Here is a 12,438-nt window from a genome sequence, read left to right on the forward strand (position 1 = left end):
CATCTATAAAACTTGATTCTCGGGCCACGTAAATGAATTTGCCTTTAATTCGCATTAAAAATCGGGAAATTCATGCATCGTCCCGATTTGACGCGCCGCAGTAAGACACAGGTTCCGGACAGAATCTTTTCTCTATTCCGTAGCGCACCAAGTCGCCATCCCATAGGTACCAAGTTTGTAGATCTACGCATTTTTCCGCGATTCGATTGCCTCTGTGCTCAGATGTAGACAATCGGCGATTTCGCTGACTCAATTTCGCAAGTTCGCAATGTTGCCATTCGCATGTCAGAGAAGGCGTTAGATTGCATCCCAAACATCCGTTCGCTGCGCCGCTGGCCCATCCGAGCGTGAAGCGATGACATCAACCAGAATTTTACGGATTCAATCCAACTGCAAAAACAGGGCACGTCTTAAAATATGTAGAAACGAAATGGGCCCATTCCTATTAGCCGTCTTTCAATAGGGCGGTGTCTTAGCCGAGGCCTCGGACAAGAGCGCGTCGTTACACCATGGATAAGTGAGCCTCGCTGGTCCGATCGGTTTTCGGACATTTTTTGATTGGAACGTCAATGCGAGAGGGGCTACGCACCACGTTGTATCTCGGCTCCATCTGACAACGCGCTCGCCTCCATTCAGTGGCGGATGACGCCGGCCGGCTCGTCGCCAGTCACGGACAGAACGCCTGCATTGCCAATCGAATTCAATGCTTCTGCGAGTGAAGGCGCCGCCTGATTGCGAAAAGTTGCCGACTACTTCCGCGGCGACATGACAGCACTTGTATTCACCTCAACAATGAGCTTGTCATGGACCGAACCGTACATCTCATGATGTTCTTCTCGTTTCCATTGCCGACGCGCAGCGCACGAGGAGTGGGTTGTCTACATCATCAACTCAATGACCCATGCTTACCCGGCGAATCGCCCAGGCACATCCGTGATACGACGATGTTGCATTTTATCCATCCAGCCAGAGTCGTCCGCTCGCACCGCCCATGACGAAATCGGCACGCCGTCGCTTGGGAGCAGGCGTACCCCGGTTGCGGCGGATGCATAGTGATCGACCGCGGCCCATTTCGTCGAGGACGGTGAATGATGCCCTGCTGCTGATGTCGCAGCGGGGCGAACTGCCGGGCGAGCCGCACCGCCGTTACCCCGACGAACGGTAACTGCACCAATACGCTGAGATACCGATTCTCTAGCGGAACTAATATTCCTGCTCGCGGCTTCGTTTCCGTAGTTGCGCGAAAGGGCGGCTGAACTTCCTTTCACCGGTATCGACGCCTCCATTTGCGCCGAAATGGGAGCCGACGGTACAGTCACCAAAGGGGTGACATCACCCCCTGCAACGGTCTGCGCGGGAGGAACCGACATGGCCCTCAGCGCAATCCATGCCGCGAGCACTATTCCGCCCGTTGCAACTACGCGCTCTGCGATTACCCGTCGGCGTATTAAACGGGGCTGTCCGTGCGGCGCCTCGATGCATCCGGACGCTGGTTTCGGTGCACTTGCCGCGGGAGTGACCAAGCCCGCTGGTGAGTCAACATCGGCATGGAAGCGCGCGCTCGATTCAGGGCGCAGCTGCTCCCACCGGCACATCGATCTGATTGCTACGGCACTTAGACAGAACGTTCGTGACAACGCGCCATAGAATCCGATGACCTCAGGACGCAAACTAACGCGAGAAGGCAGTGGCATCCATTCGTGTCCAAAAGAAGCGGGCAGGCTTGCAAACGGTCGTGAACTTGGCAACGCCATCGTGCCCTCGACTGCAGTAAGGGGAATCGTCAACATCGGTTTTCTCGCAACGCCTCACGGCAAAATTTCATGAGCGCATGGAGGTGTGTCGAAACGGTGGTTCGCGAGACCCATCCACTAATGTGGTATCAAATGCCTAGCAATGCGCGCTATATTTGATGATTCAAAGTTCGTTTTTGGAACGAATGTGTTAGCGGTAAGCCGTAGCTGGAGTTTTACGCATCCATCGATTCCGGGTATCACCTTACGACGCCCCTGCCTGTGCGGATATCCTCAATGGATTCACCCTGCCCATAATCTCGTGCACGCGGAACAATGAACTGCATAAGACCACTCGGCAAGAAGAGCCCACACCTCGGTCCGATTTGGACAGACCTGACACTGGTCGGTCGCAAGTACTAACGCACGCTCTATCGCCACTCGCATCCTTAATCTGCACCGTAGATAGATCCTAGACCTATTAACGCTGAGGAAGGATCAGGCAACTCCTCAAAACACTCAGCAAAATAATAAGAAACGTCCTAAATACCTCGTGTTCGTTGTATCGGGTCCCGGAAGCAAGCATGAGGAGGAAGCCATCGAGCGCGGGCTTGCAAGATTGCTGGCGGATCTATTTTGCGCCCGGCAAACCGGCTTCATTCTGCCTTTGCAGTGTATCGACCTGACGTTGCAGTTCGCGCAATTGCGCCTGCGCTTGCACCTTTTCCGCGCGCAGTACAGCGGCCTCGGCCTGCATTCGACGCTGACGATCGTCGACCTGCGCCTGCTGCGTGCGGGCAACGTCCAGATCGGCCTGCAGACGCCGCGCGCGGTCCGCTGACTGCGCGAGCCCTCGATTGAGAAACGCGTTTTGCGCTTCCAATTGCGTGCGACGAATTTCGACTTCTGCCAATTGCGCAGTCTGCTGCACGAAGCCTGCATAGATTGCTTCGGCACGTGCCTCGTCCTGCGACTTGATAACACGCCAGAAGTGGCGATCCTGAAACAACGCAACGTAGTATGTCATTTCCTGGGGATAGAAGAAGAGCGTTGCGCCGTAACTACCGTTGTACGTCGTCCGCAACTCCGTCAGCTTCGCGTCGTGAATCATCTGGATCAGTTCGGCGACATAGCCTTGCACGTCGCTGTCGGCCGCTGCGCCAGATGATGCTCCAGATGCGGGTGTGGCCGGTTGCGCTGTCAGCGCGCTCATCGCGGGTCGCGTGCCGACGACTGGAGCCTCGCGCTCCTGCGCCAAGGCCAGCTCCACATACATGGACGACGACCCAAGGGCAAGCAAAGCAGTCAGCCGCAGAAAAAAAGAGTACCTCATCGCAACTTCTCCTATGTGAGTTGAATTCTCACCAATGAATGTCATGTTGGAAACAACGTCACGGGCTTCGGTCGGAACGTGTTACGAAATCTGCAAATTGGTGCGGCTTTTGATGGTCTTATCGCGATACCCAACGCGCCATCGCTCCGAATATTGCTTAGGGATTCGATATTTCATCAACGAATTGTTAGGCGAAGCGGTGGTGGATAAAGGCGACTTTGAATTGTCCTTCCCGAATTATATGTATCACTTCGATGCCGAACAGCCTTACCCTGTATGGTTGCCTCGTCCAGCGCGAAGAGAAAATGAAAGTTTCGCCCTTCTGCGCGGAGCGGTAAGGTCAAGCCGACAGGCATAAATGCTCTTGGTTTGCTCCCGTACTTCGATCGGCACGCCGGCGCGCTCCAAGGTATCGCGCAGAGTCTTCGATCCGCCCTGCGGATGAACCACTCTAGGACTCCGACATGACAAGCAATGCAGCGTCGGACAACTGATTATTGGCGGTCTTGCTAACCAACTTTTTCGGAGCCAACACAGCCATGTCCAACGCCGGGCTCGGTTGCATTGCGCCGGATGCGTTCGCGCGACCGACCATCTCCGTTACCGCCACCCAGGCCGACGCACCCAGCAAGGCAACCATGCCGAACAGCAACACGGCGGACGCCGGGGAGTTGAAGTGGGAATGTACGAACTGACTCGCTTTAATGTACGAGCGATTGCGCACGTATTCCGTAGATACGGCAACCGCATCGTTCCAAAACCTCAAAGTCGGAATAAACAGGGTAGGCATGAATGACATTGCTTCAAACGCACCGAAAACCTGACTGACAAAATGTAATCCTTTCGCACGACACGCCCAAGTAAGAATAAGCGCTAGGTTATGGACTACCGTTAGCCGAGAATATCGGCCAAATCCGATTATTGAGATAATCGGAGAGAGCGAGGGCGATTGGATCAAAAGGAGTTTCGCCCTATTGCAATGCGAATCGAAACGAGCGCGTTCGCCGCAATCCGGCCGAACAACTTCGCTTTTCGCGAAGTTTCAACTTTTTTGTCTTGTCGAAACCTATCGCCCCATTCAGGGTAGTGCTTTCACCCATATCGTGAAGATCCGATATATAATTCGTTCCGTAGCGATGCATGTTGTGCACGTGATACAGCGTGCGGCTTATCGAACCACCTGAAACCATCCACATGACGCCCGATTTCGACGCGATCCACAAAGCGCTGGCCAACCCGGTCCGCCGGGAGATTCTCGGCTGGCTGCGCGAGCCGCAAGCGCATTTTGCCGATCAGGAGCTGCCGCTCGACCACGGCGTGTGCGCGGGCAAGATCGACGCGCGCTGCGGTCTGTCGCAGTCCACCGTGTCGGCGCACCTCGCCGCTTTGCAGCGCGCGGGGCTCGTCACGTCGAAACGGGTCGGTCAATGGGTGTTTTTCAAACGCAACGAGCCCGTCATTCAGGCGTTTCTCGAATACATGAACACCACGCTCTGAGTACCGCACTCGCATCGCCGCGTTTCCTTTTTCACGCAGTTTTATGAGGCTCGGGCCCTGCCCGCCGCCAAAGGTGAACTCTTATGCCGACTCTTTTCGATCCGCTGCAAATTGGCGATATCACGCTGCCGAACCGCATCATCATGGCGCCGCTCACGCGTCAGCGCGCCGAGGAAATTCGCGTGCCGAACGCGCTGATGGCGCGCTACTACGCCGAACGCGCGAGCGCCGGCCTGATCCTCAGCGAAGCGACGTCGGTCACGCCGCAAGGCGTCGGCTACGCGGATACGCCGGGCATCTGGTCGCAGGAACAGGTTGAAGGCTGGAAGCTCGTCACGCAGGCCGTGCACGACGCGGGCGGCAAGATCTTCCTGCAGCTGTGGCACGTCGGCCGTATTTCGGACCCGGTGTTCCTGAACGGCGAGCTGCCGGTCGCGCCGAGCGCGATCGCGGCCGGCGGTAACGTGAGCCTCGTGCGGCCCGAGCGTCCGTTCGTGACGCCGCGCGCGCTCGAGCTCGACGAAATCGCCGGTGTCGTCGAAGCATTCCGCAAGGGCGCGGAAAACGCGAAGGCCGCGGGCTTCGACGGCGTCGAAGTGCACGGCGCGAACGGCTATCTGCTCGACCAGTTCCTGCAGGACAGCACCAACAAGCGTACCGATATCTATGGCGGCCCGATCGAGAACCGCGCGCGTCTGCTTCTAGAAGTCACCGACGCTTGCATTAGCGTGTGGGGTGCAAACCGCGTCGGCGTGCATCTCGCGCCGCGCCGCGACTCGCATACGATGGGCGATTCCGATCCGGCCGCCACGTTCGGCTATGTCGCGCACGAACTCGGCAAGCGCAAGATCGCGTTTATCGCGGCGCGTGAAGCGCTCGGCGACGACCGCCTCGGCCCGCAGCTGAAGAAAGCGTTCGGCGGCCCGTACATCGCGAACGAGAAGTTCACGAAGGAAACCGCGCAGCAGGTGCTCGACGCCGGTGAAGCGGATGCGGTGGCCTGGGGCAAGTTGTACATCGCGAATCCGGATCTGGTGCGCCGCTTCGCGGAAGATGCGCCGCTTAACACGCCGGTTCCGGCGACGTTCTATGCGCGCGGCGAAGCCGGCTACACCGATTATCCGGCGCTGGAAACGGTGTAATCGGCAGTGACAGCGGGCCCATGTCCGCTGCATGAAATGACAAATCGGCGGGCGTGACTGAATTTCAGCCACGCCCGCCGCTTTTTTGCGCGCTAGGCCAGATCGCGCCGCATGAATACCCGTTTCGACTCATCGAGCCCGCGCGCGATATGCGCGTCGCGCCGCGCGAGCAATGCCGCGTCGAGTTCCGACGTGGTGAGCTCGCGAAAGCCGAGCCGCCGGTAGTACGGCGCGTTCCACGGCACGTCGCGATACGTCGACAGCACCAGTTGCGCCAAATGCCGCGCGCGCGCGATTCGCGCGACCTCTTCGATCAATGCCGCGCCGATGCGCCTGCCCGCGTGCGAGGTCAGTACGTCGAGCTCCTGAACGTAGATGCGCGCCGGCTGCGGCTCGAACATCACGAAGCCCGCGCAAACCTCGTGCTGGTCGAGCGCGACGATGATCTCGCGCGCTTCGATCTTGCGCTCGACGACCTCGCGCGCCATCGGCGGTGCGTCGGCGATTCCGGTCATGCCGACACTGACGAAACGCAGCCCCGCTTCGAATTCGATGGCGCGAATCGTTTCCGCTTCGTGCGGCGTGGCAAAACGGAAGGTGATGGCGGACTCGCGCGACATGGCATTGCATCTGATGAAGACCACCCGAGTTTGACATCGGCGCGGCAACATCGACAAGCGTCAAACGACATAAACTCGTCGCGCAAGCACCTGCACCCACGCGCGCGGGACTACACTCATCAGTTCCGAACGCCACCTGAGGCTCATGCCAACATGAACCTGATGAATGTGCTGCAGATCGCGCTGCACCTCGACCAGCACCTGAGCGCGCTTATCGTTCAATTCGGCACGGCAATCTACGCGCTGCTGTTCGTCGTCGTGTTCGTCGAGTTCGCATTTCTGCCGCTGTTCTTTCTGCCCGGCGATCCGCTGATCTTCATCTGCGGCGCGCTCGCGGCCACCGGCGCATTGAACGTGTGGATCATCGCGCCCGCGCTGTTCGTCGCGACGGTGGCCGGCAGCATCGTCGGGTACGCGATCGGCCACGCGGTCGGCGACAAGGTCTACACCCGCAACTACTACTGGCTCAACCGCAATGCGCTGAGCCGCGCCCACGCGTTCAGCGAGGCGCGCGGCCGCCTGACCTTCCTGCTTTCACCCTACATCGCGGTGGTGCGCACGTTCGCGCCGTTCGCCGCCGGCGTGTCGCAAATGACGTTCTCGCGCTTCGTCACGTTCGTCACCGCCGGGGCGGCACTGTGGATCGTGTCGCTGATTGCGGCCGGCTATTTGTTCGGCAACGTGCCGGTGGTGCGCGAGCATCTGAGTTCGCTGGTGTTGCTGGGCCTCGCGCTCGGCGGTGCGATGCTGGCCGGCGCCGCGGTATGGCGTTTTTTCAACCGGCGGATGCGGGCGCGTTGAGCGCGATCGTGGCGCTGCCCTCGCGTACGGGGTCCCGCCACCTAAGACCTTGACCCAGGCGAGGTACGAAGGTAACCTTAGCAGGATACCTTCACATCATGTCATCGCACGAGCTCATCGCATGAGCAAATCCCCTCTTTCCGGTACGCCGGAAGAACTCCATACGCTGGCCGAAGACCTGCGCGTGCTGGTGGGCAAGCTACGCCGGCGTCTGCGCGAGGAGTCGCATGTCGGCGACTTCACGCCGTCGCAGGTGCAGGTGCTGAATTTGCTGGAACGCGAAGGCCCGGCCACGGTCACCGCGCTCGCGCGCGCGCACGGCATGCGTCCGCAGTCGATGGGAGAAACGCTCGCGGCATTGAAAGCCGCGGGGCTCGTCAACGGCGCGCCCGATCCCAACGATGGACGGCAGACGGTTCTGTCGCTGACTCCGTCCTTTCGCAAGAAGGTTAAGGCGAGCCGCGCGGCGCGCGAAGACTGGCTGTGCCGCACGATTCAAACGCGCTTCACGCAAGCCGAACAGCAACAGCTCGCGACGGGCGTCGATCTGCTGAAACGCCTCGTCGATTTGTAACTCGCGATGCGCGCACGCGCGTCCCGCCACTCGCAGGAGCACTTCATGGCACTCACTACTCTCGATGCCAAAACCGCACTGGTCGTCGTCGATCTGCAGCGCGGCGTCGTCGCGTTGCCCACCGCGCCCTATTCGGCCGGTGAGATCGTCGAACGCACGGTTACGCTGCTCGACGCGTTCCGCCGCCACGGCCTGCCGGTGGTGCTCGTGAACGTCACCGCCGGTGCACCGGGCCGCACCGAGCAGGGTCGCCACTCCGCCGACTTCCCGGCCGGTTTCGCCGATCTGCTGCCCGAACTGAAGCAGCAGCCGTCGGACCATCTGGTCACGAAGCGCACGTGGGGCGCCTTCACGAACACCGATCTGGCCTCGTATCTGCAACAGCAAGGCGTCACGCAAGTGGTGCTCGTCGGTGTCGCGACCAGCATCGGCGTCGAATCGACCGCGCGTTTCGCGAGCGAGGCCGGCCTGAACGTCACGCTCGTCGTCGACGCGATGACCGATCTGAACGCCGACGCGCACACCAACAGCATCACGCGCATCTTCCCGCGCCTGGGCGAAACCGGCACGACGCAGGAAGTGCTCGATCTGCTCGAACGCTCGCGCGCTTCAAGCCCGGCTTGACGCGAGTCACTACCCGCATGCAGTCCACCCCGCATTGAGGACACCCCTGTCGTGAGCACCACGTTCCGTTCGCTGCGCATATTCAACTATCGTGTCTGGGCGAGCGGCGCGATCGTCTCGAACATCGGCACGTGGATGCAGCGCACGGCGCAGGACTGGCTCGTGCTCACCGAGCTTACCCATCACAACGCGACGGCGGTGGGCATCGTGATGTCGCTGCAATTCGGCCCGCAGATGCTGTTGCTGCCGCTCACCGGCTACGCGGCCGATCACTTCGATCGCCGCAAGCTGCTGTTCGTGACGCAGGCGGCAATGGGCACGCTGGCACTGGCGCTCGGTCTGCTCACGGTCACGGGGCTCGTGCAGCTATGGCAGGTCTACGTGTTCGCCGGGCTGCTCGGCTGCGTGACCGCGTTCGATTCCCCCGCGCGCCAGACCTTCGTATCCGACCTCGTCGGCGAGCGCGATCTGGCCAACGCGGTCGGGCTGAACTCCACGTCGTTCAACGCCGCGCGTATGCTCGGCCCGGCAGTCGCCGGTCTGCTGATCGCGTCGGTGGGCAGCGGCTGGGTGTTTCTGATCAATGCACTGTCGTTCGTCGCGGTGCTCGGCGCGCTGCGCATGCTGCGGCTCGACCAGTTGCATATCAAGCCGCGCAATGTGCGCTCGCGCGGCAGCTTCGTCGAAGGCTTCAAATATGTGTGGACCCGCCCCGATCTGAAGGCGGCGCTCCTGATGCTGTTCCTGATCGGCACCTTCGGCCTGAACTTCCCGATCTTCATCTCGACGATGTCCGTCACCGCGTTCCGTGCCGGCGCCAGCGAGTACGGCCTGCTCAGTTCGACGATGGCAATCGGCTCAGTCACCGGCGCACTGCTCGCCGCGCGCCGCGCGCGGCCCACGATCGGGCTGCTGCTCAGCGCAGGGGCGATATTCGGCATCGGCTGCACGACAGCCGCGCTGATGCCCAACTATGTGCTGTTCGGGATCGTGCTGGTCGTGATCGGCGTGTCGACGCAGACCTTCACCACCTCGACCAATAGCCTCGTGCAACTGACCACCGAGCCCGCGATGCGCGGCCGCGTCATCGCGATCCTGCTCGCGATCGCGCTCGGCACCACACCGCTCGGCGCGCCGGTGGTCGGCTGGGTTGCCGACCGTTTCGGCCCGCGCTGGGCGCTCGGCGTCGGCGCGGCATCGGGCTTCGGCGCGGCGCTCGTCGGTCTTGTCTATCTGATGCGCTACCGGCAGTTGCGCTTCTATCGTGAAGGCTGGCGCCTGCGTTACAGCATCGAAGACCCGCGGCCCGTCACGGCCACGACGGTCGTTCGCGACTCCGTCACGACGCTTCAACGCAGCGAGCTCGACGCGGCGGAAGAGGATACGGCTTCGAGCGTGTAAACACGCAAGCGTGGGGGCGCCGGACCCGGGACCCGGGCATGCGCAGCTCAGAGTCCGCCCACGCCGCGCGTCACCAGTGCATACGGTCCGCGTGTCAGCTGCTCCCTGAGAAACTCGATACACACCTGAATCCGCGCCGACGACGACAAGCGCTCGGCCGTCACCGCCCACACATCGGCGGACTGCTGATAGTCGGGCAGCACACGCACCAGTTCGCCCGCGCGCAGGCTCTCGGCCACGTCCCAGACCGACACCATCACGATCCCGTAGCCCTGCTTCGCCCACTGCACGACGATGTCGCTCAGATTCGACGCGACCGTGCCCGTCACCTTCACGCTCTTTTCGCCGTGCGGCCCGCTGAGACGCCAGACTCCGAAGCGGTCGTCGCGGCCGCGAAACAGCAGGCAATCGTGGCCGGTCAGATCGTTGAGTTCGACCGGCGCACCGTGCTGCTCGAGATAAGCCGGCGACGCGCACAGAATCCGCGCGCTCTCCACGATCTTGTGCGCGATCAGATGCGGCTCCTGGACTTCGCCCACGCGCACGTCGATATCGAAGTTCTCGCCGACCACATCCGCGCGCCGATCCAGCAGTTCGAGCCAGATTTCGAGGTTCGGGTGGCGCTCGCGCAGCATCGCGAGAATCGGCGACACGTGCTTGCGGCCGAGCCGCAAACTCGTGCTGATACGCAACAGACCGCTCAGCTCGGTGCGGCGATAGGCGAACGCGTCGGCCATGCCCTGCACGTCATCGAGAATTTTTTGCGCCCATTGCAGCGCGGCTTCGCCGTCACTCGTCACGCTGACGCGGCGCGTGGTGCGCTGAAACAGCTTCACGCCGAGACCGGCTTCGAGCATGGCGATGCGCTTGCTCACATGCGACGGCGACAGCCCCATCTCCGTCGACGCCGCGACAAAACTGCCGCGCCGCGCGATATGACAGAACAGCTGCAGATCGCGCAGGAAGGATTCATTCGTGGCTGTGAGCGCATTCTGATTTTGCATCTGGACGCATTGTGTCGGCGCATAACGCTATTACCCTAGCTGCAACGGATGGCTTGGGCAAGGGCCGGTCGTTTGAACGGCGGTCCAATGCAATGCCCGGCGCACTCAGGCCGTGGTTAACCCGCAGTGTGCCGCGGCGGCGTATGACATGCGTCGATCCATACCGTTGTGCTGCACCGCGGCAACGAGATCAGGAAAATCCTGGCTTGCGCGGTGCCCGTTTAAAAGCGCCAATGATTCAGCCGTAGAAGCTGACAAAAACATTTCCCATTCAGGAGACGACATGCAAACGAACGCATCGGCAAGTGGCGGGCATAGCTCGCAGGCGCGCAAGGCAACCGCCAGCGGCTGGATTGGCTCGGCACTCGAGTACTACGACTTCTTCATCTATGCGCAGGCCGCCGCGCTCATCTTTCCTCAACTGTTCTTCCCTTCCGGCAACCCGAAGATCGCGATCGTCGCATCGCTCGCAACCTACGGCGTCGGCTACGTCGCGCGGCCAATCGGCGCGATCGTGCTCGGGCACTGGGGCGATACCCACGGGCGCAAGAACGTACTGCTGCTCTGCATGTTCCTGATGGGTCTGTCGACGATGGCGGTCGGCTTGCTGCCGACTTATCACCAGATCGGCTTTCTCGCGCCGGTGCTGCTCGTCGTGCTGCGGCTGATCCAGGGCTTCGCGGTCGCCGGTGAAATCTCGGGCGCCAGCTCGATGATCCTCGAGCACGCGCCATTCGGACGACGCGGCTATTACGCGAGCTTCACGCTGCAAGGCGTGCAGGCCGGCCAGATTCTCGCCGCCGCCGTATTCCTGCCGCTCGCCTATTACATGGACGACACATCGTTCAACTCGTGGGGCTGGCGCGTTCCGTTCCTGCTCAGCGCGATCGTGCTGATCGCCGGCTACATCATCCGCCGCGAAGTCCACGAAACGCCCGCGTTCGAGAAGGAAGGCGCGAGCGGCGGTGTGCCGCGCTCGCCGATCGTCGAAGCGTTCAAGTACAACTGGCGCGACATGCTGCGCGTCGTGCTGTGCTCGCTGATGAACGTGATCCCGGTCGTCGCGACGATTTTTGGTGCGGCGTACGCGGTGCAGCCGTCGTACGGGATCGGCTTTTCGAAAAGCCTGTATCTGTGGATTCCGGTGATCGGCAACATCGTCGCGGTGCTGGTGATTCCGTACGTGGGCAACCTATCCGACCGGATCGGGCGGCGTCTGCCGATCATCGTCGGCGCGCTCGGGGCAGGGCTGCTTTCTTTTGCGTATCTGTACGCGATCAGCATCCACAACGTGCCGCTCGCGATGGTGATGTCGATCCTGATGTGGGGCGTCATCTATCAAGGCTACAACGCGATCTTCCCGAGCTTCTACCCGGAACTGTTCCCGACGCGTTCGCGCGTCTCGGCGATGGCGATCGGCCAGAACATCGGCACGACGATCACCGCGCTGCTGCCAGCCCTGTTCGCCTACGTCGCGCCGCCGGGATCGCACAACGTGCCGCTGACGATCGGCGCGATCACGTTCGGCATCACGATCGTATGCGCGATCTCCGCATGGAGCGCGCGCGAGAACTTCCGTGTGCGTCTCAGCGACCTCGGCGAAAAGAATGCCGTGCCGATGGACAAGCTCAGCTACGACGCGATGCGCGCGCAAAGCATGGCCGCGGGAAAAAAAGCCGTTGCTTGAGCCCGCTTGCCGGCTAGCGCGC

Annotated in this window: 11 protein-coding genes; 7 read left to right on the forward strand and 4 right to left on the reverse strand. The window is 61.3% G+C overall.

All coding sequences use genetic code 11. The features are described from left to right. Nucleotides 1–2,364: 2,364 nt before the first annotated feature. The gene (locus tag VSR82_RS09570) at nt 2,365–3,066 is read right to left on the reverse strand and encodes a DUF2968 domain-containing protein (protein WP_368586005.1); all 702 of its coding nucleotides are present in this window, start codon (nt 3,064–3,066) and stop codon (nt 2,365–2,367) included. Nucleotides 3,067–3,517: 451 nt separating this feature from the next. Next, nucleotides 3,518–3,856 carry a hypothetical protein gene (locus VSR82_RS09575; protein WP_368586004.1) on the reverse strand — a complete coding sequence of 113 codons (339 nt, stop codon included), beginning with the start codon at nt 3,854–3,856 and terminating at the stop codon, nt 3,518–3,520. Between the two features lie 404 nt (nt 3,857–4,260). Here VSR82_RS09575 and VSR82_RS09580 point away from each other — a divergent pair, with 404 nt between their 5' ends. After that, a complete protein-coding gene (locus VSR82_RS09580) occupies nt 4,261–4,563 on the forward strand; it encodes an ArsR/SmtB family transcription factor (protein ID WP_176107853.1) in 303 nt (100 codons plus the stop codon). A gap of 83 nt (nt 4,564–4,646) precedes the next feature. Next, nucleotides 4,647–5,705: an alkene reductase gene (locus tag VSR82_RS09585; RefSeq protein WP_429457424.1), complete on the forward strand. Its 1,059-nt coding sequence runs from the start codon at nt 4,647–4,649 to the stop codon at nt 5,703–5,705. A 92-nt stretch (nt 5,706–5,797) separates the two neighbouring features. Here VSR82_RS09585 and VSR82_RS09590 read toward each other — a convergent pair whose 3' ends face one another. Then, on the reverse strand, nt 5,798–6,325 hold the full coding sequence (locus VSR82_RS09590) for a GNAT family N-acetyltransferase (protein ID WP_368586002.1): 528 nt from the start codon (nt 6,323–6,325) through the stop codon (nt 5,798–5,800). 153 nt (nt 6,326–6,478) lie between these two features. Between VSR82_RS09590 and VSR82_RS09595 the strand changes: the two genes are divergently transcribed. The 4 genes from VSR82_RS09595 (at nt 6,479) to VSR82_RS09610 (ending at nt 9,725) form a co-directional block, all read left to right on the forward strand. Beyond that, on the forward strand, nt 6,479–7,126 hold the full coding sequence (locus VSR82_RS09595; RefSeq protein WP_368586001.1) for a VTT domain-containing protein: 648 nt from the start codon (nt 6,479–6,481) through the stop codon (nt 7,124–7,126). Between the two features lie 121 nt (nt 7,127–7,247). Further along, nucleotides 7,248–7,700 carry a MarR family winged helix-turn-helix transcriptional regulator gene (locus tag VSR82_RS09600; protein ID WP_410851785.1) on the forward strand — a complete coding sequence of 151 codons (453 nt, stop codon included), beginning with the start codon at nt 7,248–7,250 and terminating at the stop codon, nt 7,698–7,700. A 45-nt stretch (nt 7,701–7,745) separates the two neighbouring features. Beyond that, a complete protein-coding gene (locus tag VSR82_RS09605; RefSeq protein WP_429457421.1) occupies nt 7,746–8,324 on the forward strand; it encodes an isochorismatase family protein in 579 nt (192 codons plus the stop codon). A 51-nt stretch (nt 8,325–8,375) separates the two neighbouring features. Continuing rightward, entirely contained in the window at nt 8,376–9,725 is a 1,350-nt protein-coding gene (locus VSR82_RS09610) for an MFS transporter (protein ID WP_429457419.1), read from the forward strand. A 47-nt stretch (nt 9,726–9,772) separates the two neighbouring features. Here VSR82_RS09610 and VSR82_RS09615 read toward each other — a convergent pair whose 3' ends face one another. Further along, nucleotides 9,773–10,729, reverse strand: a complete 957-nt coding sequence (locus VSR82_RS09615; RefSeq protein ID WP_368585997.1) for a LysR family transcriptional regulator — start codon at nt 10,727–10,729, stop codon at nt 9,773–9,775. 283 nt (nt 10,730–11,012) lie between these two features. Between VSR82_RS09615 and VSR82_RS09620 the strand changes: the two genes are divergently transcribed. Beyond that, entirely contained in the window at nt 11,013–12,416 is a 1,404-nt protein-coding gene (locus tag VSR82_RS09620) for an MFS transporter (protein ID WP_368585996.1), read from the forward strand. The last annotated feature ends 22 nt before the right edge of the window (nt 12,417–12,438 follow it).

Origin of the sequence: Burkholderia sp. JPY481 (genome assembly GCF_038900515.1) — a bacterium.
GTDB lineage: Bacteria > Pseudomonadota > Gammaproteobacteria > Burkholderiales > Burkholderiaceae > Paraburkholderia > Paraburkholderia youngii.